Here is a 24,372-nt window from a genome sequence, read left to right as displayed (position 1 = left end):
AGATAGAATGAACAGAGAATTTCTCCATAAGATCACCATATTAGGTTGTCTGTTTTTACTGATAACCTCTTCCTCCGGGACCGACAACGGATTCCAGACACCGGAGCAATATGCCCAGATTGTACAGGAGCATTTTGCGAACGAGGAATGGGAAGCAGGGAAAGAGCTGTTGGAGGAGGGCCTTCAGAAATACCCGAATGTTTCTGACCTTGAATGGCTCATGGGCAAATACTGGTTTCACGAAAAGAATTATGACCAGTCGCGTTATCATCTTGTTAAAGCAATAGACGACAATTATAACAACGTCAATGCCAAACACCTGCTGGTAGACGTGGAAGATATCACCGAAAATTACTCCAGTGCTATTTGTTACGTTAATGAGTTGCTGGAAGTGAATCCGTATTGGAGAGGTTTATGGCGAAGAAAGATTGAACTGTACCGCAAGCAGAACAACGATGTGGAAGCAGATCGTCTGTTGAAACGAATCAATCAGATTTACCCGAACGATACCATTCTAAGGAAGGATTATATCTACAGCATGGAGGTAGGCTACCAGCAAATGAAAAAAGGCGGTAACCGAAAAGAGGCTATCGAAAAGCTGACGGAGCTCATCAAAGTATCTCCTCAAAACGAAGAATATTATCTGGACATCATTAACCTGCATTTACAGGAAGGAAACCGGGAAGCTGCTCTAGGCTGGTCATCCAACGGTTTGGCTGCCATACCGGGAAGCGGTGCGCTTATCGTCAAAAGGGCGAGTATCCTTAGTGAATTGGCACGTTATCCGGAAGCTCTGGTGTTTATACGCGAGCAAATGCGAAGAAACAACAGTCCTGCCATACGGCGTATGTACAACGACTTATTGATGGAAGCTGCCCGAGCAGAGAAGCAGCGGGATCCTTATGTATTATATGGCATGGCCTACGAAGGAGGTAATAAGAACAAGGAAGCATTAGACTACCTGCTGAACACTTCCGTCACCCGGGGATATACCGATGACGCACTCTTCTATATCAGAGAAGCTAAAAAACAATATGGCAACAATGATAAAGGAATTCTTTATAAAGAATATATGCTTTATCGCCAGATGAATGAGGATGATCTTGCCTATTCAACGCTGAAAAAGATGTATGAGATGTATCCTGATGATTATGATATTACGCTTGCCATGAGCGCACAACACATGAAGAAAGCTGAAAAACTGATGGAACTTGGTCTGTACGCAGAAGCATTGCCGCACGTATTGTTCGTTTCTCAAAAACATGTAGACGACAATGAAGTGAACGGTGCCGCATGGGAAAAAGCCTTGAGTTGCTATATCAATATGAAACGTTACAATGAAGCACTTGCAACATTGGACACCATCACTCTTCACTTCCCTGATTACGAAAACGGCACGTTGAAAAGGGCATTTATTCTCGATAAAATGGATAAAACCGAAGAGGCTTTGCAACTGTATCTATCTGTCATCGAGCAGAGTGATGAGGATATGCGCATTTTCTATGTTATCGGATACGAGGAACTAGCAGTGCCGTACATCAAGAAATGTATGGAAGCCGGAGCTACGAAGAAAGCATACGAGGAATCTGTTAAGCTAATTAGCCTGAATCCATCGAGCGATCTCGGATTACGGTATGCCATCAATTCGTCCGGTTTACTCGGAAAATACGATGAATTCGAGAAATATACAGCACAAGGAATCAATTATTATCCTGAAGAACCATTCTATCAGGCTAAAAGAGCTACCGTGCTTGAACGTGACAAGAGATACGAAGCTTCTTTGGAATTCCTGAAGCCGATACTCAACAAATACCCGAGCAACAAAGAGATTATAGGCGCATTCTCACAGAGCAGTGAATACCGTGCCCTGCAACTGACAAAGGCGAAAGAACCGGAAAAGGCTCTCGCTGTTCTTGATACAGCTTTGCTTTACGACAGTCAGAACAAATCATTGAAGTACACCAAGGGAGTGGTATATGAAGCCAACCGTCAAGCGGATTCAGCCTATTATTACCAAAAGTACTACGAGCCATCCATCATGGAATATCGCTCTTTCCAACGACACTTATCGGGCCTTAGAAGCATGATGCTCAAGAATGAGATTGCTTTGACCTACCTCCGTGCACGCTACGGAGAAGAAGATATCATTACCTCTGTTGCAACAGCCGAATATACCCGAAAAGGCCAGAAGAACAGCTACACAGGACGCCTCAACTATGCAGGGCGAAGTGGCTCGGCAAGCGACAGCATGGAGGCTGAAGAACAGACACCAGGAGGGGTTGGCATTCAGGTACAAGGTGAGTGGACGCATCACTTCTCACCGAAGTGGAGCCTCACGGCCAATGCAGCCTTTGCGACCAAATACTTCCCGGACATAACGGCTGATGTCGCTTTACGGCATTATCTCAAGAATGATTGGGAAATAGGCGCACATGTGGGTTATAGACGGGTAGCCGCCTACACAAAGCGTTATGAATGGAACGATGAATTCTTTGCAGGCGGCACCGGAGACAATGGCTATCTGTTTACGGGTTGGAATGAGTCAAAGACTAACCTACTCACTGTAGGCGGAGAATTAGCCAAGACCATTGAAGTGGTTCGTCTCAACACGAAGATCGATATGCACTTCTTCAACTCTAACTTCTATTACAATGCGCAGATTGGCGCCAAATACTTCCCGGCGAGCGATACAAAGACAAATATCAACGCCATAGCAAGCATCGGATCGGCACCGGAAACGGCCGTACTGGACTATGCGCTGCCCGGCTCTTTCTCTCACACCAATACCATGGTGGGATTGGGAGGTCAGTATATGGTCAGTCCCAACATTACCATAGGCTTGATGGGCACTTGGAACACCTATTATAACCAAACCAATACGGTGCGAGGGATAAGTCCGTCCAACCAGATAGAATCCATATCGACACGCTATAAAAACTTATATAACATCTATGCACAAGTTTATATTTCATTCTGATACGCTTGGCCCTGTATTGGCAGGAATGATATGTATTTGCTGCCTTTTATCCGGCTGCCGTATGCAGGCACGCACGGAGATGTTCCCATCTAAAGAAGGGTATCTCGTCACCATTGGTGAGGATCCGACCGACAGAGACACCCGGTGGGCGAAATACCTGTACGAGCATCTCAAGAAGCGTGCAAACGACGATGAAATAGTAGCTTTTGGCGTTTCCGAAATGGACATGTGGCGCATCATCATACAGATAGACCCAACATTGCAGAGAGGATTCAAAGTAGCCTGCAAAGGTTCGGATATCAGACTGACCGCAAGTGACGACAAACAAATGTTATGGCTGCAATACCAGCTGATAAAGAAGATCAGCAAAGAAGACCCGCGCATAGACGGTTCGGATCTTCCTCCCGCCCTTATCAATCTCAACGATACTTGCGGAGCTTTTGCATTTGACTATCAAAGTATTTATTCTCCATACGGCCTGAACTCCGATCATACAGGCGTTATCGGCCTGAACAACTTTGACGACAGCTGGGGAATATGGGGACACAACCTGCGAAAAGTATTGGGAAAAGATGCAGAGAAAGTATATGCCACCATTCACGGGAAGACAGATAACTCACAACTGTGTTTCTCTTCCGAGGATATGTATCGCCAGATAGAAAATTACATCGTAGACAACTTCGGTGAAAAGGGGAATTTCCGTTTTGTAATCGCACCGGATGATACTCCGTATGCCTGTACGTGTGCCACCTGCACCGCATTGGGAAATACAGAGAAGAACGCAACTCCCGCCGTTACGGAACTGATCCTCCGCCTGTCGCAGCGTTTTCCCAAACACACGTTCTTTACAACTTCCTACCTGACCACGCAACAAGTCACAGACAAGCAGCTCCCGTCCAACGTCGGGGTAATTGTCAGCACTATCGACTACCCGCTCCGCCGGACAGACGGCAAGGACGAGCAAGACAAGAAATTTGCGGAACAACTCGACAACTGGAAGAAAGTAACGAACAACATCTATATATGGGACTATATCAACAACTTCGACGACTACCTCACTCCTTTCCCCATATTAAAGATAGCCCAGCAAAGACTCCAACTTTTCAAACAACACGGAGCCAGCGGCATATTCTTCAACGGAAGCGGTTACAGCTATTCTTCCTTCGATGAAATGAGGACTTTTGTATTATCAGCCCTTCTTATCAACCCGGAACTTCCGGTTGATGAGTTAATTAAAAGCTATTTCAATCAGGAATACCCGGTATCCAAAAAATGGCTGTACGATTACTACACAGAGCTAGAAAACAACGCCCAATCCGGAAAGCGGCTCGGACTTTACGCCGGTATCAGAGAATCGGAAAAAGGATTCCTCTATCCGGAGAAGTTTATCAAATTCTATGATGAAATGGGAGATTTTGTATCCGAAGCAAAAGGGAAAGAGCGCAAAAAGCTGCACGAGCTCCAGACCGCCTTGTCTTTCACGCGCATGGAATTAGCACGTGACCACAGTTTCGACGCTTACGGATATGCCAAGCGGAATGGAAAGGATATTCAACCGCTTCCCCAAGCTCGTAAATGGGTCACCCAGCTCAAAGAGCATCAAGCATTTGCCGGAATGGGATATTATAATGAGTCAGCTTATGAGATTGACTATTATATAAAGGAATGGGAACAATATATACTTGCTTCCGACATAAAGAAAAGTTTGTTTCTGGGAATGCATCCTTCCGCAACCCCTAAACTAAATAAAAATGATTCAAAGAAACTGACCGATGGCACTCACGGTTTACCCGGAGACTATCATTGCGGTTGGGTTATCATTCCGGGAGAAGAATGTACCATCAACCTGCCGGTTAAAGGACTCAATGCATCAGGAACATTCTATATCAGTTTTTTGAATCTTCCCCGCCATCGCATCTATGCTCCACAGCAAGTTCAACTGTTGAAAGACGGAGTAGCCTATAAAACAATAGACCTGAAACCGGAAGACTCCCCAGAAAAAGGAGAAATGATGAAAGCCACCGTTCCGGCAGACTTGAACGGAACAGAACAATTAAGCATAAAAATCAGTTGTTTAAAGAAGCCGGGAACGCAAATGGGTATCGATGAAATTGCATTCATCCCTTAAATGCTGAAAAAGTGATATAACAAAAATAAATGGCAACAATGAATAAATCTATATTCTATATTTTACTACTGACGGCACTTCCGCTCTACTTTACAGGGTGCAGAAAGGAAGTACGTCCCACCAGCATGACGATAAAAGATTCCGTCAGGCACTATTACCCTATCAAGCAAGGTCAGCAACTCGATATCATGTTTACCATCACCAACACGGGAGACGCTCCGTTAATCATTTCAGAAATGCAACCTTCCTGTGGCTGTATCATTCTGGATAAAAGTTCGCATATCATCATTCCCGAAGACGGTATCAGGCAATTCAAAGCAACCTACAACAGCATCAAGAATGTAGGCGAAGTGGTTCACCGCATCCGGATTTTCGGCAATATGCTCCCCGACGGGAGAGCCGAACTTAAATTTGATGTTAACGTAGTCCCCGATGCAGACTATACACGTGATTATGAAGAACTCTATCAAGAGTTCAACACCAAAAATGGTATTGTCAGAGAGATGGTGGATGGAAAAGAATCTGAACTGGGATATTATGTCGGAGAACCGTAATCGATATCATGTATCAAGTATCAAATATTAAGTATTAACATCAAATGACTGGCTAATACTCAACACTTGATACTTAATACTTATTTCTCCTTTCTAAGGATGTATTTCTTTGAATGCGGCATTTTCTTCTTTCACATTCTGAATAGTCTGCTTTAACTCTCCAATCGGCAAGTCATATCCATACCAACCTGTATAGCAATCTACCACATACCATTTCCCGTCCGACTGCAACTCGAACTCGACACGCAAATCAACCTCGGATTCTTCATAGCCTGCCTCAAAGATTTTATGCTTCGGTTCATTCAACGTAAACTTGGAAACATAAATACCTCCCTCTTCCTGGGTGATACGTTCTTCCTTCATGGTTTCGCTATCCAGCAACGGCCACTTTTCCCGAGTGAAAGGGAATGTTTTCTCGGTTTCTCCGTCATCTGCCAACAAAGTGATCGGAGTCTTTAATGGGAACTTGATACGAGTATACTGGAAGGCTGCACTGGAAGTAAATTTATCCAGAAAGGATTTGAAATCTTCACCGTCTTGTGTAGTCAGTTCACTATCGGCTTTTGCCTTGGAACTATTACCGCAGGAGATAAACGAAACACCTGCGAGCAGCATCATAGCCAGCAAGCAGCATACAAACTTTTTAGCTCTCATAACACTATATAAATTAATAGTTTAATTGACGGCGCAAAGATAGTAACAAGTTTGGTTTTGCAATACTTTTATACATTAAAATTGGTTCAAATCAAGGCACAAAAGAAACTTCGTTATTACGTTCTAAATAAAAGATTTTAAAGAAATATCCGATTCCATTCGTCTACGGTCAAATAATGTACGTTTTCATCCTACTAATGTACCATTTACTCATACCTAAATACTTATTTCTCCTCACCTTTGTAACAACATACAAACAAAGAATACACTTTAACATTATAATACTATGAAAACAATTTACACCGTATTTTTACTTCTCTTGTTACTCAGTTGTACTTCATCCAGTGAAAAACTAGCATGGGAAATAGCAAACAATTCTCAAACAAATAAAAAGGAACTTACTCGCTTTTTAGAACATTATAAAACAAATAAGGACAAAGATAAATATAAAGCTGCTTGCTTTCTGATAGAAAATATGCCTAACAAATATTCCATCAATGGCAAAGAACAGAAAATATATGATATTGATATAGTAAAAGCTGACTCTCTCATAAAATCACTAGAGCATTCATTCTTTTTAAAAGAAAAGAGTCCTTATTTGAAAAATTATACATTCGAACAGTTCTGCGAATACATCTTACCATACAGAGTCGCTGATGAATCATTACAATATTATTGGAAATGGGACTGTAGTAGAAAATTTGAGAAACAATGTACCAACGATATTATTCAAACAGCACAGAATATAAATGCTCAAATTAAAATAGAGCTATCTCCCGAATTTTACAAAGATACATTAAAATCATATTCATCAATAATAAAGACAGGATATGGTAAATGTGATGATAGAACAGCATTAGTTACTATGGCCTTACGGTCAGTAGGAATTCCTGCCGCATTTGAATTTGTACCTTATTGGGGAAGCAATAACAATGGACATTCTTTTGTTTCAATTATATTACCAGACAATAAAATATATCCATTACAAAACACAGACAAACAAGCAAACGGAGATTATTACCTATCACGTAAAACTCCTAAAATATATCGTAAGATGTATTCAATACAAGATTTAGCCAAACACATCGACAATATTCCCGAATTATTTCGTCACAATGACCTACTGGATGTTACAAAATTGCACAACATCGGCTCTTGTGATGTTACAGTCTCGACTAATATAAATAAAGAAAAAGAAAATTTTTTATCTGTATTTTCCCCAAAAAGATGGGTACCTGTTGCTTTTTCCTCTTCTCAAACATTCCATCACATTGGGACTGGAAATATATACAATGTTGATCGTAATAAGGAAGCTATTGATTTAGGTGATGGCATAGTTTATCTCCCAACTCACTGGGTAAATGAAGAGGCCATTCCAATAGGCAGCCCAATAATAGTATCGGAGGATTCAGTAAGGGAAATAAAACCAGACACTAAACATCTTGAAAGAGTAGTATGTAAACGCAAATTCCCTTTGAATATGCGAATTGTTGATTTCTCAAAATTGATGATTATGGGAGTTTTTGAAGGGGCAAATAAAGCAGACTTTTCTGATGCAACGGAACTTTATAAAATAACAAAAACTCCGGAAAGCAAAATGCAAAAGATAGAAATATCTGCAGAGAAAGCCTATCGTTACATACGTTATAGAAAACCAAAAGGGACCTTTAGTATCGCAGAATTTTGTTTATATCAATCTGATGAAAAGCTTCTACCATTCCACCCTATAGCTTGTGATGCTATATACGAAGACAGTACTATGCTTAATATTTTCGATGGACAACCACTTACCTATTATCAAGTGAGTGGTGGCATAGACTTATGGGTTGGTGTGGATTTATATAAACCTGTGAAGATTTCAAAAATTGGATTTGCTCCACGTAATGACGATAATGCAATAGTTTCAACAGACACTTATGAACTGTTTTATTGGCAGGATCAATGGATAAGTTTAGGCCGGAAACGACCAATAGGTGATAGTGTCGTTTATGATAACGTACCTCAAAAAGCTCTGTTATGGTTGCGCAATTTGACTAAAGGCCGTGAAGAACGTCCATTCACTTATGAAAATGGGAAACAGATATGGTGGTAAAATTATTTCTAACTATTAAATAATAAAATTATGAAAAAAATTACTTTGTTTTTGTCCTTACTTTTAATAGGAAGTGTGGGCTTTTCACAAATTATTCCGGGCGTAAACATCGGTAAACGCAAGGAATATATGATGAGAACGTATAAAATCAATAGTCAAAAGGCAGATGAATACGAACAAATTCTATTCTCCTTACAGAAAGAGAATGACCAGCTAAAGAATCGGAAAATTAGCTCTACTCAATTTAAAGCGGAACAAAAAAAGCTTTATAAAAAATATGGTACAATAATCAGCCAAGCATTTTCTGGAGGAAAACATAAAAAATGGAGCTCTTGTACCCAAGAAATGGAACGTTACCAAATACTAAGTGAAAACAAATTTATTCCATATGAAAAAATGCGTGCTTTGTATAAGGCCGAATCGGAATGGGTCAAAGAACGAGATAAAATGCATAAAGATACTGGAGAAGCATGGGAAAAATATGAAAATAGTGATACTATGGTATCCGAGCTAAATATTAAAATAAAACAAATATTAGGAACTGAAAATGGGACTTGGTATATCGAATATAAGAGACTGTTCTTCAGAGCACTTGACAATATGGACAAATATGGAGTTACATACAAAGATGCCTTTACCATAGCAAAAATAGAAGATACGTATAAACAAAAACGTGCAAACATACTCAATAGCAATAAAAAAAATGCCGAAAGGGAAGTGGAACTGATGGCTATTGATGATGAGATGGCAAAAAAAATAGCAAAGACTGTTCCGTCTGTTTCTGTAAAGTGGAAAAAAGTAAATAATGCAGCATTAGATCATACTTTGAAATCAAGATATGGGCTAAATCAGGAGCAAATAAACAAATTCAAGACAGCTTATAATAAGTATGCAATTGAAGAATATAAGATTCTCAATCAGAAAAAACTGTCTGATAGCGATAAATACGACCAACTCTCCCAATTAGGTGAAACCTTCTGTAAGACAGTAAATCCTTTATTCAAGGTTGATAATTATAAAAAATGGTATGGTTGGTGGAAATACGATTTTGAAAGAAAAATGAAAAGAAAAGGATTAAAATGATTATTTTATGAAAAAATCAACTTATATTTATACTGTTTTATGTGTAATTGCAATTGTCATTAGTATAGTAAATTGCAAAGATGAAGATTTGCTAGAATCAGGTTTACAGACTGACATGAAAGATTTTAGTTTGCAAGAAGCTAAAAACTTTTTTCAAACTCAAGCTCATGCTAATTTAACATTAAGTCGTTCATTGGATAACAAAAGGAATAAAACAGTTTCCCCCGGTGATTTCGTACCTAACTGGGATGCAGCAGTCAGTTCTACCAACAACGGACTCGCTTGCTATGATATTCCTATAACTCCGACTTATCACTTTAAAGCAATTTATGTAGATGAAAGAAATGGCAAGCCTTCTGCAGGAAAAGTCAATGTATATCAGAAACTAGTGATAGTAAAAGATGTAAAGAGCAATAGAATGGATCAATACATCTTAACTTTGATACCCTCCAAATTATATGATAGTAGAAATGGTGCACAAACTTGTAACAACTTTATAAATTGTGCAGACAAGGGTGGTTTTACAGGAGTAGCATTATATTCCTGTGTATATTCACAAGTTACAGCTCGTATAAGTACTTTTAAGAACGGAGTAAAAACGAGAGGGGTATTTCTATTAAATGCTTCAGGGAAAACTAATTTATCAGATAAGTATGAGCAGGCTCGCGCATTAGCATCTACTGTATATATTCAAAAGAAAAAGATGGTCTTAACGCGTGGAGAAGATGACTATAACTACGATTATGATTATGGTAATGAAGATGATTACACTTATATTGGTGAGACACTTGAAGAAGTCATAATTACTCCAGAATCAAATAATAATGAAACAAGTGGCGGAAACGATGAATGGGAAATCATAGCACCTCCCGATAGTGGAACAATAGACCCCGAACCGACAGAACCGGAATCGACGAGTACGGAAGATGATACTGTGACAGAAAATAATAATGGTGACCAGAATTCTGATGAAAAATCTATTCCTTTATCTACAGCTGAAAAAAAAGCAGTAAATAGCCTTTTAATCCAACTAGAAAAGCTTAAGAATATTGATCGAACGAAATACACAATTGAAAAACAAAACTATTGTCGTTCAACTGCACGTACAAGCAAGGATGGAGTTCTTCAACTATGTCAATTATTTTTTAGCTCAGGTAATTTAACAGAAATAGATAGAATAGCCACAATATGGCATGAGATGTACCATATTGACCATAAGCATTATGGAAAACTTGAAATGACTATTCTCGAAAAAACAATTGTCCTAAATCCTCCACCATATATTGAAAAGATATTGAATGAAAGATTAGATATAATGTATGGCAAATATATAATGACTCCCGAAACAAGAGAAGCTGATTTTAAGCAAGAATTAATCATTGATCGCTATGGAACAATAGAATATTATAAAAATGAATTAGAGACGCATAAAGCAGAACGCGAAAACTTTCCAGAGGTATCACATTATTATGAGAATGAAAGAACTTGGTTAGAATGGACTTATGAACAACTTCTAATAATTGCTACAGAACAATCATCAAATAAATAAAATTATGAATACAATTAAATCTTTTTTTATAAGTATATTATTGTGTATGTCAATTCCTAGCAAGGGACAAACACAGGATTTAGAAATTACTTTTGCTTATAATAGACAAGACAATGCTTTGATTCTAAAACTTTTCAATAATACGGATAAAGAAATAATAGTATTGAATCAAAGCCTATTGAATGAATCATCTGGAAGCTGCATTATTTTAACTGAAAAACATGATAATGGACAGAGTGATCTAATCATCTCGTTATATGACTATGAAGATGGACAGTGGATCCGTTCTAAAACAATAAACCCTAACGAAAGACTAGAACTTTTTTATTCATTTGAAGCTATCCCTGCAAATAATGTTACAAGAGCTAGATTATTCCTCTCCACATATTTTAGAGATAGGAAGACAGGAAAATTAGTTAGCAAAAGATATAAAAATGATTTACCCATAAAACAAATTAAATGATAACAAGTAAACATTTATTTATAGGTATTGTACTTTTGGGCATTTCTATTTTTTGTACCGCCCAAGAAGTAAAAATTGAATTTTCTTATGATAAACCGAATAATTCTTTAACCCTTATACTTACTAATAATACAGACAAAGAAATTTTAGTTATGAATCAAGGGCGGTTAAGTGAATTTAGTGGAAGCTATATTGTTTTAACAGAATCTTCTAATGGGAAAAGCGCGGATTTGACGATTTGTCTATTTACTCTTGAAAGCGGGAAATGGATATTACACAAGAGTTTATCTCCAAAAGGAAGAATAGAACTCTCCTATCCTTTGGATTCTATCCCAGCCAATAATGTAGTAAGGGCACATTTGTTTCTTTCAACATATTCTAATGATGAAAAAACAGGAAAACTAACTTCTAAAAGATATGAGAAGAATTTATATATAGATTAAGAAGTTTTATTATTATACGGTACAGTTCTGTAAAAATTAGTGCCGATCGATTATGAAAATTATTATTTTCCAGCATTCTTTGTGTAAAACAAAACCAAGAGTGCTGGAAAATTTAGATTACACATTGCTCATCTTTAGGATAAATCATATATAAATATATTTCCACTTAAATTAAATGTACCTTATAAACAGTATGAAAAGCTATTCTATTGAAAACATCAGAATACAAGATATATTACTTATATCAATTTGCATATTACTGTTCTTAAATAGAGCTGTACCTATTGACTACTCATCAATTTGGCGAGTGACTGTATTATGCCTTATATATACGTGTATACGCATTATGCCAAAACGACAGTGCTATTGCCTATTATACATAGTCTGTATTTGGGGAATTACCGAAGTAATCATTTCAACACTTCAAAAAGTGAATTATTTAGAGAGCAATCATCATGATTTCGGAATCACAGGAACGTTTGGAAATCCAGGACCATTAGGCGGATTATTAGCAGTATGCTGGATAGTATCTATTTTTTTCATTTATGAAAACATACAAAACAAGCATCGTATATTAATATTATCATTTTGCATGATAGCCTGTTTTATTTTATATGGTTTACTATTATCTGGTTCACGCGCCGGGTGGACAGCTGCATTGGTAGGAAGCATGATATTCCTATGGCAATGGTTAAAAAGAAAACATACAATCAAAGTCAAACCAACTCTTTTGAAATCAGGTTTTCTGCTTATCATCACCGTTTTTATCATATCAATCTACTTTATAAGAAGAGATTCGGCAGATGGCCGATTGCTAATATGGTATAACACAATAAAGATGATAGAAGATTATCCTCTATTCGGTATTGGGACCGGAGGATGGCAAGCTAATTACATGCTTTACCAAGCTGAATATTTCTTACAAGCTACAAATTCTCCATACACATTATTAGCTGACAACATTTTTTATACATACAACGAATTTTTATATATAACAGCAGAACAGGGAATAGTTGGATTAGTTGTTGTTTCATGGTTGTTTTATGCATTATTTAGTTATAAAGAAAAGAATAATACTGACCATTGTCTGAAATCCGCCTTAACCACTTTCCTAGTCTTCTCTTTTTTTTCTTATCCTGGCCAGGTTTTTCCATTAGAAATATTATTCATCAGCATAATAGGAATGATGAAAAGCAAAACCATAAAAGTGTTTACAATATCTATTTTAGCAAAATACATCGTTAGAAGTATAGCCTCCATCTCTATTATATGTATATCAATCTGGTCCTATCATATTTACCATAAAACTTTTACCACAATTATCAGGATAGTGGATAAAAATAAAATATCCGAAGAAGCCCATTCTCAACTATCCACATTATACCCATTATTTTGTTATAATCCACAGTTAATGTACATCTACTCAAAAAGTAGTTTGGAAGATTATCCTTTAAATACAAAACCACAAATATTACAAACAGCTGCCCGAATTGCTCCTAATAGTGAACTATATATCAAGATGGGAGATTTTTGGAAACAAAAAAGAGATTACGCTCAAGCTGAAGCATGCTATCAAACGGCTGCTGCCATGATTCCACATCATATCACTCCTTCGTACAAATTATTCCAGCTTTATATAGACAAAGGAAATATAAATGCAGCCATCGACATGGGAAATTATCTTTTAAAACAACCGATAAAGAAAAAAGGAACAAAAGCTTTACGAATGGAAGCTGAAATTTTAGAGTTTCTTCATAAAGAAAAGAATATAAAGAAAACACAATAAGTATCTACCACAGTACAAGTCAGCTATCACACATCTGCCATCTGTAACCCATTAGATTACTGAAGAAAGTCTATAAGCAGACTTTGGCTTCCTTAATAGAGACCGCAATATCTAATATTGGGAACTAAATTTTTTTCCTTGAAATTGTCTTTTTGCACAAATCTTTTCTTTTAATATCCCGCATACATTTTATAGAGTTTATCAAAATAATCTCTTGAAATATTACTATTCTTTCCGGCCATATTTTTGTAGTAATATAACATTCCTTGGTAATAAGCCTTATAGTCAAACAGTCCTTGATTATTAAATGGATAGTTCTGTATCGTTCCATCCCCCTGAATGAATCTATATGACGTACGCATCGGATTAGCTTGGAGGGCTATAAAATATTTACCGAAAATATCATAATAAGAATACTTACTGGATTGATTTTGTTTTCGCGGTTGCTTATTTACCCCAAATGAATAAATCGTTCGTACTGCGCTTTCTCCTTGCATCGCAGCGATCCATTTTGTTCGAGCGATAGCTTCTGTTACAATACTATCAGTTTCCGCGTCCGGACTGTTTGAAATTTCTATATGACTAGTCGTACCATCCTTTTCTATAACAAACGAGCCATTCAGAACCATTTTTTTATCAACTATAACATCACACATAATATTTTTCAAGAAATTACCCTCTTCATTGTATTTTGCCTTTATTTCTGGATTAAAAACGATCATATCCGGATCAGTTGGTTTGCTTCTTGTATTACAAAAAACATCATCACGATACACTATTAATGGCAAAAGCATTCCATCATTATCGGTTTTTATAATAATCTTATCACATATAGTAACATCAATTGGAGTTGTTCTATCAGCAATGGCCGGTTCCCATTTAGGAGATTTTTTTAATAAATCCTCTATCGCACATTTTACAATATCATTCTTACACTGTAATATAGATATATTATTTACCTTTCCTTTTTTAGTTATTGTATACTGAAAAAGTAATGTATCTGAATAACATTTCAGTGTTGATGGTATTTGAATATTGTTGTGTATCCATTGAACAAACTTGTCCCTGCTATTAAAAGGACTCGTAGGAATATTCGATAAACGCGGTGGAATATGCATAGTTACTTGTTGTATTTGTTCCCGTTTATCTTCAGGAATATATTGATGAAAATCAATTAGCATATATTTATATATATCTTTAGGTTGACTTCCATTATATCGACATCGAGGAGCTTTACTTATGACATCCATAATTTCTTTCTCAAAAGCAGGATTTAATGTATTCAGTATGCTTGTTATGAAAACTTTTCCATCCCAAGATGCACTAATACAAACTTGTTCAATGCCAGCTATTCCATATTTGTACGCTTCTTGAGGAAATTGAATATTACTTAAAATCCATGATGGCATCTCGTCAAGAGTCATTAAAGATTCTTTGGTACTTCCTGCATTTATCTGAGCAGAAGTATATACATTAAAAAATACAGCAATGAAAAGGCTAATAATTTTATTCATAATATTGTTCTTTCTATAAGATGTTTTGTTTATTGCACAATGTAAAGATAGTGATAAAATAAAAAAACGTATACATAGAAAAATACACTAACGTGGTAAAATTATACATATTTCATCGACCAAAGCCTTTTTTTCGAAGCTACTTTTTCCTCAAATATTCATAACCGAAGCGACAGTACAGACACTTTCGCTTATCACAGTACTCTTTTTGCAACTGTATCAATGCCTGACTATCCGCCGCACTGACAACCGGAAGCCCGGCATCGCTCCACGAGCGGATAATATGATTACTCTCCGCCTTCAATTCTTCCAGAAAACGTCCGGCACGTTCACACATTCGTTCATCTGCCTTATGCAGACCGTATGTATAAAGAAAAGGAACCACTGTATTAATGATAATCAAATCCTTGGAACGCTCTCCCATCGTCTTCTCCTTTTGTGAAGACGGTCGCCCGAATAAATAATGATTTTCCCAATAGGGAGACGTACGGGCATCCAGTAAGTTTCTCACATCCACCAGAGTTTCCGCTTCCAACAAACGTGAAAACAACTTATCCCCTTTCTGATAGAGATAAGCTAATTGCGCCAAGCGAATATGCGGAAAGTTTTCCGGACGAAGCCGTAGAAAACGCCATAACGTAGCGTCCATCCCCTGCCTGATTTCAAACTTCCGCTGCAAATAACGGAACTCCTTACAAAGACGGAGACTATACTCGTCTTCCTGTTCCTTTTTCAGAAACGTTTCTTCCAACAATCCCGCCAAACCATAGAAAAAAGCCTCTATCTGAAACAAATCATTCCGGTGCTTATCCATCGCACGAAACGGCAACAGTCCCGCCCACGTTTCAAAAGCATCTCCGTTCAAGCCAAAACCGAAATTACGGGCAAGGGTGATAAAGAATGCATCTTCCCAATTACTGTTACAATGTTTGAGACGCTGTGTGATTAATTGCGCTTTCTGCTCCAAACGTTCCGTTTGCAAAGCGGTCAGCCAAGAATGAATGGTAAGTTTGGGAAGAGAGGCAAGGATGGGATGGCAAGCCGGATACTGATCGGCTACACAAAGTTCGTGGTAATGTAATTGCACATTGTCCGGACAGGTAAGTAATAGTTGCGGTATCTGTTCACCGTTGGTACGGGTTATTTCCGTATCTGCTTCACTCACTACATGGAGAATCACAGAGTCGTATGCTTTGTCAGAATGATGTCCGTGGCGAAACCAGTCGGAAGAATGTGTATGTATTTCTATATTCCCTACCCATAAGGCACCATCAATCTTTAGTTTCGCGTTAAAAAAGTCGGGACCGGCGTTGGGATTTTGCAGACCGGAGTCAATCACTTCTACCGGTAAGCCGTTGGTGGTTTGCAGTACTTTCAGGGGAAATAATTTATGCTTCCACACGTAGTGGAGAAGATGTTCCATGTTAACAAGACGTTAATGTGCGCTGCAAATGTAATAAAAATCTTATCTTTGCGACTATTATTTTGAATATAAGTCAGAAAACAATGAAAATAGCACTGATCGGTTACGGAAAGATGGGCAAAGAGATAGAAAAGGTTGCCCGTAGTCGCGGACATGAAATCGTCTGCATCATTGACATCAATAATCAGGATGACTTCGAATCGGAAGCATTCAAATCGGCCGATGTGGCCATTGAGTTTACCAATCCGATGGTAGCTTACAGCAATTATATGAAAGCATTCAAAGCCGATGTGAAACTGGTATCGGGCAGTACCGGATGGATGGCCGAGCATGGCGAAGAAATCAAAAAGCTCTGCACTGAAGGAGGCAAAACACTGTTCTGGTCGTCCAACTTCAGTCTGGGAGTCAGCATTTTCTCTGCTGTCAACAAGTATCTGGCTAAAATCATGAATCAGTTCCCTGCTTATGATGTCACCATGAGCGAGACACATCATATCCACAAACTGGATGCTCCCAGCGGAACAGCCATTACATTGGCGGAAGGTATTCTGGAAAAGCTGGACCGTAAGGACAAATGGGTGAAAGGCACTTTCCTTGCACCGGACGGAACCATTAGCGGAACCAACGATTGCGCCCCTAATGAACTTCCTATCGCCTCTATCCGCGAAGGAGAAGTGTTCGGCCTTCATACCATTCGCTATGAATCTGATGTAGACAGCATAACTATCACGCATGATGCCAAAAGTCGTGGTGGATTTGTATTGGGAGCCGTACTGGCAGCCGAATATACTGCCACACACGAAGGTTTTTTGGGCATGAGTGATTTATTCCCATTCTTGAACGACTAAGATTTCAGAAGCTAGTTCTAAACAAATATAACATTATGAGACAAGCCACACGCGCACAATGGATCAAATGTGCCATTGCTATTCTACTTTACCTCGTCTTCCTCCTCTGGGTACGGAGTTGGTGGGGATTGATTGTTGTTCCTTTCATTTTCGATATTTATATCACAAAGAAAATACCTTGGTCTTTTTGGAAGAAGTCGAAGAATCCGGCTGTCCGCAGTGTGATGAGTTGGGTGGATGCCATCGTATTTGCGTTGGTTGCCGTCTACTTCGTCAATATCTACATCTTCCAGAATTACCAGATTCCTTCCTCTTCGCTGGAAAAATCATTGCTGGTAGGCGATTTCCTGTATGTAAGCAAGATGAGCTACGGTCCCCGCGTACCGAACACTCCCCTTTCTATGCCGTTGGCACAACATACGCTGCCTGTCTTCAATACTAAATCGTATATCGAGTGGCCACAATGGAAATACAAACGGGTACCGGGCTTCGGCAAAGTGAAGCTGAATGACATTGTGGTTTTCAACTTCCCGGCAGGAGATACGGTGGCAGTGAACTACCAACAGACAACGGACTTCTATACGCTGGCTTATGGTGAAGGACAACGCATCTACTCCAAACAGATTGAAATGGATAGCCTGACACGTTCACAGCAACGTGCAATCTATGACCTCTACTATGACGCCGGACGTAAACAGATTCTAAACAATCCGCGTACTTACGGTGAAGTACTGTGGCGTCCGGTAGACCGTCGCGAGAATTATGTGAAACGTTGTGTCGGCTTGCCCGGTGATACATTGCAAATTGTAGACGGACAGGTGATGATTGACGGTAAGGCGATTGAGAACCCCGAAAACCTGCAATTCAACTACTTCGTACAGACTACCGGCCCGTACATTCCGGAAGATATGCTCCGCGAATTAGGCATCAGCAAGGATGACACCATGCTGATAGAAGACTCTGGCTGGGAAGGCGGATTATTGGATATGGGACTGGACAACCGGAATGCGCAAGGCAAACTGAATCCGGTATATCATCTTCCATTGACTAAAAAGATGTATGACACTCTCCTTGGCAATAAAAAGCTAATCAGCAAAATAGTAATGGAACCGGAAGAATACGCCGGACAGATGTATCCGCTGAACCTTTATACCAAATGGAACCGCAACAATTACGGTCCGATCTGGATTCCTGCCAAAGGAGCTACCATTACCCTCACAGAAGACAACCTGCCTATCTATGAGCGTTGCATCGTAGCCTACGAAGGCAACAAGCTGGAAGTGAAACCGGACGGTATCTACATCAACGGTGAAAAGACCAATGAATATACCTTCAAAATGGATTATTACTGGATGATGGGTGACAACCGTCACAACTCTGCCGACTCCCGTTATTGGGGTTTTGTACCCGAAGATCACGTAGTGGGCAAGCCGATTGTCGTATGGCTGTCGCTTGACAAAGACCGTGGATGGTTTGACGGTAAGATTCGCTGGAACCGCCTCTTCAAGTGGGTAGACTGATAAGTGTACGGATAGAATAGAGTGATAAGGTGATAAATATTGATGAACATTCGTAAATTCAAATGGATACTAGCATTTGCCGGAGCAGTAGTCGTAGTGCTTCTGCTCCGGGGATTTGCTTTTACGTCCTGCCTTATCCCTTCCACCGGTATGGAAAACTCCATTTTCCAGGGTGAACGTATCTTAGTGAACAAATGGAGTTACGGATTGCGAGTTCCTTTCATGTCGCTCTTTTCTTATCATCGTTGGTGTGAAAGTCCTGTACGGCAACAAGATATTGTAGTGTTCAATAATCCGGCTGGAATCCGGGAACCTATCATCGACCGCCGGGAAATCTATATCAGCCGTTGCCTCGGAGTTCCGGGAGATACATTATTGGTCGATTCTCTTTTCTCCGTTATTTCTCCAGAGGCACAATTCAATCCGGATAAGAAAAGGCTTTATTCGTACCCCGCGTCAAAAGAAAATCTGATTACCTCACTCATGCATACTCTTTCCATCACCAACGACGGATTGATGGGAAGTAATGACAGTACTCATGTGCGTAGTTTCAGCCGTTACGAATATTATTTGTTGGAACAGGCAATGAATGGGAAAGAGAGTTTTGTCCAACCTTTGTCAAACAGGGAAGATGCCGAACCGAATCCGCTGATTGTTCCCGGAAAAGGGAAATTTATCCGGGTCTATCCCTGGAACATAACCTTACTGCGGAATACCCTCGTGATGCACGAAGGCAAACAGGCAGAAATAAAGAACGACACTCTCTACGTAGACGGCAAACCTACACAACACTGTTATTTCACTAAAGATTACTATTGGATGGGATCTAACAATACCGTCAACTTTTCCGACTCACGGCTCTTCGGGTTTGTCCCGCAAGACCATATCATCGGGAAAGCCTCCATCATTTGGTTCTCCAAAGAAAAAGAGACAGGCTTGTTTGACGGATACCGATGGAACCGTTTCTTCAGAACGGTGAAATAATCTTCCGGAACATAAAAGAAATAACTCCTTAATAATATCCTTAATTAATATCCTTATTATAGAGCCCCCTAAACGTATTAAAATGAAAGAAATGAAAATAGCTTATTTATCTTCAGCTTATCTCGCTCCCGTCGAATATTATACCAAACTTCTGGCTTATGACAAAGTGTTTGTAGAGCAACACGACCACTATATCAAACAAACCTATCGTAACCGGTGCACCATTGCCGGCCCATCCGGCGAATTAGCTCTTTCTATCCCAACCGTAAAACCCGACACATTGAAGTGTCCGATGAAAGATATCCGCATCTCCGACCACGGCAACTGGAGACATCTGCACTGGAACGCCATCGAATCAGCCTACAACAGTACTCCTTTCTTTGAATATTACAAGGACGACTTCCGTCCCTTCTACGAAAAGAAATACGAGTTTTTAATCGATTTCAACGAAGAACTATGCCGGATGGTCTGTGAATTGATAGATATTCACCCCACTATGGAGCGTACTAGCGAATATAAGATGGAGTTTGCTCCCGGAGAATTCGATTTTCGGGAAGTCATTCATCCCAAAAAGGATTTCCGAGAAGTGGATACAGAGTTTATTCCGCAACCTTACTATCAGGTTTTCGAGCCCAAACTGGGTTTTCTTCCTAATTTGAGTATCATAGACCTGTTGTTCAATATGGGACCGGAAAGTCTGTTGGTACTAGGCAAGTAATGACTCCACTCTTCTATACGTATGTAGCCAACAAAGGTGCACCATGTCGTCACATTATTTATACTCGTACAGTTTGACGTGTAAAATACTGAATTCTCCGACAGGAATACGTACATGCCTTCCCTGATGGTCCTGATCGCCATTCAGGCGCCGGATATATTTCAGTGAACCATCTTCGTTCACATTAACTTCATCTACAGAACCGATACCGGCTCTCATACCACCTTGCCAGCTATTTTCCGTTTTTGATGCCTTTCCGCCCACACTGGCAAAACCATCCTCGCCCAATGCCGGTGAACTTTTCATTTTATTTTCCCCCTGTTTCTTAAATTCAAGTACCAAGCCACTGCCGGCAACGATATACTCATCTGGAGCCAGACGTAGCAAAACACCTCCCCCTTCAGGCCATACAGTGCCATCCCGGGCACGTGGGTCCCATGGCAGAGTGAAGTAATGACGGCAGGTAATCTCCAAATCATCGTATGAAAGTATTCGTTCTTTATTCTCTTCATCAAACAAAAGACCGTTCATCACTCCTTTACCCTGATATTTTGTCAATAAAGGCATCAGTTCTTTCAATTTAATATAGCTCTGTACCAAAGGTGCATCTGCTCTATCCGAACCGCTTTCAATAGAGAAAGGACAAAAGCCAATCGCATCATGCTCACCAAACACATAGAAAGCACGTACTCCATCATTGTCTTCCAACCGAATTTCAGGTATAAAGAGAGGATTATTGTGCAGTTTATACTTTGCCACCCAATCAACGAAACCTTTATCATATAAATCCGGAGCCAGAAAATCAATGTTGGGTGCTGCATAATGCCATACATCTATCAAATGAGCCAATGGTCCTGCCGACGGATATTCTCCCGGTTTCCGCCCCCTACTGTTCATTGCTGCATTGACATACAACGGAATATTATAGATAGAACGTGCTAACTTTGCCATTCGTTCTACATACTGCGCATACGACCAGGCCATAAAAATTTCATCCGTATACACGTCTGCACCAAACACTTCCTGCCACGTACCTTTCTTCTTGAATCCCTGGCTCTCCCATTTTGCCAACATTTCGGGATGCAGAGATCTCTTGTTCTTTTGCAAATAGTCGATGAAAAGAGACGGAACTGGTGCATAAAACAGTTTATCCGCTTCTTTGGAATAATCGCGGGCATCTTCCAACATTCCGATTTCGTTTTCTATCTGAATCATGATAACCGTTCCCTCTTCCTTATCCACAGAAGCAATGTGTTTCATCCATTGGGAAAAAGCACGGCTATCCGCCTGAAACACATTCTCCGAAAAGGAACTGGCTATTTCGAGGGGCTTCCCTGCTTTCGTATAGGCACGCGGGTATTTCTTATAATCTTCCTTAAACCAGATCGGAGCATAGCAACTCATTGAGTTTTTCCACGCACCGAACCAAAGGAAAACCACCTTCAAATCATTCGCGCGAGCCTGTTGAATCACTTTATCCGTCAGAGTAAAATCAAATTTACCTTCCTGTGGTTCTGTTAAATCCCAATATGCAGGAACCAGTACCGTATTCAGCCCCATACGTTGCAATTTCGGGAATATACGTTCAATATCTTCAATAGAGGAAGCTGAAGAATTTCCCAATTCACCGCCAATCACCAAGAATGGCTTTCCATCTACCATAAGTTGTGTGGTACTTCCCTGTTTCTGCAAATACGGAAGTTTCTGATGTGCCTGAAGAGGCAAAATAAAAAGGAATAGAATCCCAAAAAGTGTGTTTCTCATAACAATCAGCTTTATCATATTATCTGAAAGCAAAGTTACAACAATATAAAAAAGGAGCACAACGTCTTGTGTTCCTTTTCTATCGGGCAGGTTACAGATGCTTTATGTTACGTTACATTTGCCTTTATCTATACATTATCTCCGATTCTTATACCCTCTATTTGCGTTTCCTAAGTAATTTTTAGAGAAAACTGTTTATATCGCTACTTCTTCACAGTTCTTCTCTTCATTAGATTCTGCCGCATCCAGCCGATTCAACAAATAGCGTACATTTTGAAGATGTATATCATTATTCCGATCCATTTTCTTAAACTGCCAACTGTTTTTAGTGGTATTCAGTATGCAATTCATTAACGTTCCCACGGCATCGGCACTTTGGAAACGATTGGTATTGGAGATTAGCGTATTCATCATGTGCGCCCCGAATCCTCTAATCACCTCTTTCACACTTATCGACTTATAATTACGGATGGCTTCAAAGGCTGCCACATTACTACAAAGCGTACTAGCTAAATCCTCCAGTCTCTTTCGATCTGTTCGTTCCACTAGATAGCTTTCAGGATTCATAAAACGATTGAGAGTCAGATAAAAAGACATCATTTCATCATCGGATGAAAAGATAACGTGCATGAGTTGCGTCGCGTCCCCCGGACGAGCCTGCTGGTTGCTTAAAACTTCTTCCATAAGAATTTTAATTAAATGGTGAATAAATTAAGTTCAATGGGGCGATACAGAAGGGTAGTTTTAAGAAATAAAAGAAGCGGTTCCGCCTGTCCCATTGCTCTTCACCATCCACAACAGGCAGTAGGTGCATTAACATCCTACATGGGGGTACGAAACCGCCATATAGAATGATAGGACAAGCATAAAAAAGCCTGCCACATTGATACAGCAGGTTCCCCTGCTGTGGATTTTGATAAAGAGCATTGCAAAGATAGAATATAAAATCAGAAAAGAGAAAAGAAAATCAATATAAATTGAAGTTTACAGCGATCAGCAAAAGACAAAATCTTCTAAAGCTACTTGTAACTATAAAATTCATTTAGGAGGTTCACCGGTTTCACCTTTAGTTGAATGAGTATAAATCAGATGTTTATGGTGAAAGAGGTACATAAAATAATAAAGAATCATCCTTCACCTCCTTCACAAAATAAAAGTAAGCGTCTTTTAGTTTTGCACTCGAAAGAGAGACTTCTTATAAGCTTTAAGATTGTTAACGAAGAACTAGTAAGCCCCCAAGTTTAGATAGCTTTTTATCGATATAGCTCCTTAGCAGATATTAACAAGATTGTTTCTCTTTCTTTCAAATAACCAGACTAAAAGACGCTTATATCGTATAGATTAAGGGTCTATACACCCTATTTGTTGGGCATATAGATCCAATGTATTGGTCATATAGATCTAACACGTTGGATATATATATCGTGCGTCTTGGGTATATATAGCCAACAACTCAAGTATTAATAGCCTAAATACAAAGTATTAATAGTCGATAGCTCAAATGTTAATACTTGATGGAGCGTTTGCTATGAGCTTATTAATTTTAGCTGATAGCATATTCGTTTTTGCTTATAGCATATTTACTTTAGCTTATGGCATATAAAAAGAACAGTGAAGAGTGTGAGTAAGCGTCTCCGCGATTCTATATAGTGTATTAAAATAAAAAGGCTAATGATCCCTTTTTAGTCATTAGCCTTTTCCCATCTGTCAGGAAGCAGTTCCCTGTATTTTTCAATTGGTGTGTTCGGTTGCCATTCGGCTGTTCTGTTTATCACATCCGTGAGATACTCAAATAGATTCACTTTATGCATCCTACAAGTGAGTGCTATCGTATAGAGTATGGCGCCTCGTTCGGCCCCCTTATGGCTGCCG

General features: G+C 39.2%; 19 protein-coding genes. 13 read left to right on the top strand and 6 right to left on the bottom strand.

Annotated features, from left to right (window positions below):
- Window positions 1-7 precede the first annotated feature (7 nt).
- Genes HMPREF0106_RS20065 through HMPREF0106_RS20075 form a run of 3 tightly spaced genes read left to right on the top strand, consistent with a single transcriptional unit; the run spans window position 8 to window position 5,659 of the window.
- Window positions 8-2,977: a hypothetical protein gene (locus HMPREF0106_RS20065; protein WP_009039082.1), complete on the top strand. Its 2,970-nt coding sequence runs from the start codon at window positions 8-10 to the stop codon at window positions 2,975-2,977.
- Entirely contained in the window at window positions 2,952-5,105 is a 2,154-nt protein-coding gene (locus HMPREF0106_RS20070; protein ID WP_009039081.1) for a DUF4838 domain-containing protein, read from the top strand. Before HMPREF0106_RS20065 ends, HMPREF0106_RS20070 begins: the two co-directional genes overlap by 26 nt.
- A gap of 38 nt (window positions 5,106-5,143) precedes the next feature.
- The gene (locus HMPREF0106_RS20075) at window positions 5,144-5,659 is read left to right on the top strand and encodes a DUF1573 domain-containing protein (protein WP_008641720.1); all 516 of its coding nucleotides are present in this window, start codon (window positions 5,144-5,146) and stop codon (window positions 5,657-5,659) included.
- Window positions 5,660-5,752: 93 nt separating this feature from the next.
- Here the strand turns inward: HMPREF0106_RS20075 and HMPREF0106_RS20080 are convergent, their stop codons facing one another.
- Window positions 5,753-6,313 (bottom strand): hypothetical protein, encoded by a 561-nt coding sequence (locus HMPREF0106_RS20080; RefSeq protein WP_004313843.1) that lies wholly within the window; start codon window positions 6,311-6,313, stop codon window positions 5,753-5,755.
- Between the two features lie 286 nt (window positions 6,314-6,599).
- Here HMPREF0106_RS20080 and HMPREF0106_RS20085 point away from each other — a divergent pair, with 286 nt between their 5' ends.
- The 6 genes from HMPREF0106_RS20085 (at window position 6,600) to HMPREF0106_RS20110 (ending at window position 13,729) form a co-directional block, all read left to right on the top strand.
- On the top strand, window positions 6,600-8,405 hold the full coding sequence (locus HMPREF0106_RS20085) for a transglutaminase domain-containing protein (RefSeq protein WP_004313842.1): 1,806 nt from the start codon (window positions 6,600-6,602) through the stop codon (window positions 8,403-8,405).
- Between the two features lie 30 nt (window positions 8,406-8,435).
- Complete coding sequence (locus tag HMPREF0106_RS20090) at window positions 8,436-9,488, top strand: hypothetical protein (RefSeq protein WP_004313841.1); 1,053 nt, start codon at window positions 8,436-8,438, stop codon at window positions 9,486-9,488.
- Window positions 9,489-9,495: 7 nt separating this feature from the next.
- On the top strand, window positions 9,496-11,037 hold the full coding sequence (locus tag HMPREF0106_RS20095; RefSeq protein WP_009039080.1) for a hypothetical protein: 1,542 nt from the start codon (window positions 9,496-9,498) through the stop codon (window positions 11,035-11,037).
- 4 nt (window positions 11,038-11,041) lie between these two features.
- On the top strand, window positions 11,042-11,500 hold the full coding sequence (locus tag HMPREF0106_RS20100) for a hypothetical protein (RefSeq protein WP_008776122.1): 459 nt from the start codon (window positions 11,042-11,044) through the stop codon (window positions 11,498-11,500).
- Window positions 11,497-11,943 carry a hypothetical protein gene (locus tag HMPREF0106_RS20105; protein ID WP_008641713.1) on the top strand — a complete coding sequence of 149 codons (447 nt, stop codon included), beginning with the start codon at window positions 11,497-11,499 and terminating at the stop codon, window positions 11,941-11,943. Before HMPREF0106_RS20100 ends, HMPREF0106_RS20105 begins: the two co-directional genes overlap by 4 nt.
- Window positions 11,944-12,373: 430 nt before the next feature.
- Entirely contained in the window at window positions 12,374-13,729 is a 1,356-nt protein-coding gene (locus HMPREF0106_RS20110; protein ID WP_232286752.1) for an O-antigen ligase family protein, read from the top strand.
- A 170-nt stretch (window positions 13,730-13,899) separates the two neighbouring features.
- Here HMPREF0106_RS20110 and HMPREF0106_RS20115 read toward each other — a convergent pair whose 3' ends face one another.
- Both HMPREF0106_RS20115 and HMPREF0106_RS20120 read right to left on the bottom strand, forming a co-directional pair.
- Window positions 13,900-15,243, bottom strand: coding sequence for an energy transducer TonB (locus HMPREF0106_RS20115; RefSeq protein ID WP_004310334.1), 1,344 nt, complete (start codon window positions 15,241-15,243; stop codon window positions 13,900-13,902).
- A 139-nt stretch (window positions 15,244-15,382) separates the two neighbouring features.
- A complete protein-coding gene (locus tag HMPREF0106_RS20120; RefSeq protein WP_004310333.1) occupies window positions 15,383-16,666 on the bottom strand; it encodes a DUF2851 family protein in 1,284 nt (427 codons plus the stop codon).
- A gap of 83 nt (window positions 16,667-16,749) precedes the next feature.
- Between HMPREF0106_RS20120 and dapB the strand changes: the two genes are divergently transcribed.
- From dapB to HMPREF0106_RS20140, 4 genes are all read left to right on the top strand, one after another.
- Window positions 16,750-17,514, top strand: coding sequence for a 4-hydroxy-tetrahydrodipicolinate reductase (gene dapB / locus HMPREF0106_RS20125; protein ID WP_004313836.1), 765 nt, complete (start codon window positions 16,750-16,752; stop codon window positions 17,512-17,514).
- A gap of 35 nt (window positions 17,515-17,549) precedes the next feature.
- Window positions 17,550-19,034, top strand: coding sequence for a signal peptidase I (gene lepB / locus HMPREF0106_RS20130; protein WP_004307501.1), 1,485 nt, complete (start codon window positions 17,550-17,552; stop codon window positions 19,032-19,034).
- A gap of 42 nt (window positions 19,035-19,076) precedes the next feature.
- The gene (gene lepB / locus HMPREF0106_RS20135; protein WP_004313835.1) at window positions 19,077-20,018 is read left to right on the top strand and encodes a signal peptidase I; all 942 of its coding nucleotides are present in this window, start codon (window positions 19,077-19,079) and stop codon (window positions 20,016-20,018) included.
- 82 nt (window positions 20,019-20,100) lie between these two features.
- Complete coding sequence (locus HMPREF0106_RS20140; protein WP_004310330.1) at window positions 20,101-20,736, top strand: WbqC family protein; 636 nt, start codon at window positions 20,101-20,103, stop codon at window positions 20,734-20,736.
- Window positions 20,737-20,790: 54 nt separating this feature from the next.
- Here HMPREF0106_RS20140 and HMPREF0106_RS20145 read toward each other — a convergent pair whose 3' ends face one another.
- The 3 genes from HMPREF0106_RS20145 to HMPREF0106_RS26930 all read right to left on the bottom strand — a co-directional run.
- On the bottom strand, window positions 20,791-22,500 hold the full coding sequence (locus HMPREF0106_RS20145; protein ID WP_004324264.1) for a DUF5597 domain-containing protein: 1,710 nt from the start codon (window positions 22,498-22,500) through the stop codon (window positions 20,791-20,793).
- Between the two features lie 195 nt (window positions 22,501-22,695).
- Window positions 22,696-23,184 carry a hypothetical protein gene (locus HMPREF0106_RS20150; protein WP_004313832.1) on the bottom strand — a complete coding sequence of 163 codons (489 nt, stop codon included), beginning with the start codon at window positions 23,182-23,184 and terminating at the stop codon, window positions 22,696-22,698.
- A 998-nt stretch (window positions 23,185-24,182) separates the two neighbouring features.
- Window positions 24,183-24,372, bottom strand: a 190-nt coding sequence (locus HMPREF0106_RS26930) for a transposase domain-containing protein (protein WP_009039078.1), incomplete at its 5' end; no start/stop codon positions are given.

This window comes from Bacteroides sp. D22, assembly GCF_000163675.1.
GTDB lineage: Bacteria > Bacteroidota > Bacteroidia > Bacteroidales > Bacteroidaceae > Bacteroides > Bacteroides xylanisolvens.
Note: the sequence above shows the minus strand (reverse complement) of the source record. Positions and strands in the feature narration are given on the sequence as shown.

What these genes read in the sequence shown, in the direction of transcription:
- HMPREF0106_RS20065 (WP_009039082.1), top strand. Translation starts at nt 8, where the DNA reads ATGAACAGAGAATTTCTCCATAAGATCACCATATTAGGTTGTCTGTTT.
- HMPREF0106_RS20070 (WP_009039081.1), top strand. Translation starts at nt 2,952, where the DNA reads ATGCACAAGTTTATATTTCATTCTGATACGCTTGGCCCTGTATTGGCA.
- HMPREF0106_RS20075 (WP_008641720.1), top strand. Translation starts at nt 5,144, where the DNA reads ATGAATAAATCTATATTCTATATTTTACTACTGACGGCACTTCCGCTC.
- HMPREF0106_RS20080 (WP_004313843.1), bottom strand. Translation starts at nt 6,313, where the DNA reads ATGAGAGCTAAAAAGTTTGTATGCTGCTTGCTGGCTATGATGCTGCTC.
- HMPREF0106_RS20085 (WP_004313842.1), top strand. Translation starts at nt 6,600, where the DNA reads ATGAAAACAATTTACACCGTATTTTTACTTCTCTTGTTACTCAGTTGT.
- HMPREF0106_RS20090 (WP_004313841.1), top strand. Translation starts at nt 8,436, where the DNA reads ATGAAAAAAATTACTTTGTTTTTGTCCTTACTTTTAATAGGAAGTGTG.
- HMPREF0106_RS20095 (WP_009039080.1), top strand. Translation starts at nt 9,496, where the DNA reads ATGAAAAAATCAACTTATATTTATACTGTTTTATGTGTAATTGCAATT.
- HMPREF0106_RS20100 (WP_008776122.1), top strand. Translation starts at nt 11,042, where the DNA reads ATGAATACAATTAAATCTTTTTTTATAAGTATATTATTGTGTATGTCA.
- HMPREF0106_RS20105 (WP_008641713.1), top strand. Translation starts at nt 11,497, where the DNA reads ATGATAACAAGTAAACATTTATTTATAGGTATTGTACTTTTGGGCATT.
- HMPREF0106_RS20115 (WP_004310334.1), bottom strand. Translation starts at nt 15,243, where the DNA reads ATGAATAAAATTATTAGCCTTTTCATTGCTGTATTTTTTAATGTATAT.
- HMPREF0106_RS20120 (WP_004310333.1), bottom strand. Translation starts at nt 16,666, where the DNA reads ATGGAACATCTTCTCCACTACGTGTGGAAGCATAAATTATTTCCCCTG.
- dapB (WP_004313836.1), top strand. Translation starts at nt 16,750, where the DNA reads ATGAAAATAGCACTGATCGGTTACGGAAAGATGGGCAAAGAGATAGAA.
- lepB (WP_004307501.1), top strand. Translation starts at nt 17,550, where the DNA reads ATGAGACAAGCCACACGCGCACAATGGATCAAATGTGCCATTGCTATT.
- lepB (WP_004313835.1), top strand. Translation starts at nt 19,077, where the DNA reads ATGAACATTCGTAAATTCAAATGGATACTAGCATTTGCCGGAGCAGTA.
- HMPREF0106_RS20140 (WP_004310330.1), top strand. Translation starts at nt 20,101, where the DNA reads ATGAAAGAAATGAAAATAGCTTATTTATCTTCAGCTTATCTCGCTCCC.
- HMPREF0106_RS20145 (WP_004324264.1), bottom strand. Translation starts at nt 22,500, where the DNA reads ATGAGAAACACACTTTTTGGGATTCTATTCCTTTTTATTTTGCCTCTT.
- HMPREF0106_RS20150 (WP_004313832.1), bottom strand. Translation starts at nt 23,184, where the DNA reads ATGGAAGAAGTTTTAAGCAACCAGCAGGCTCGTCCGGGGGACGCGACG.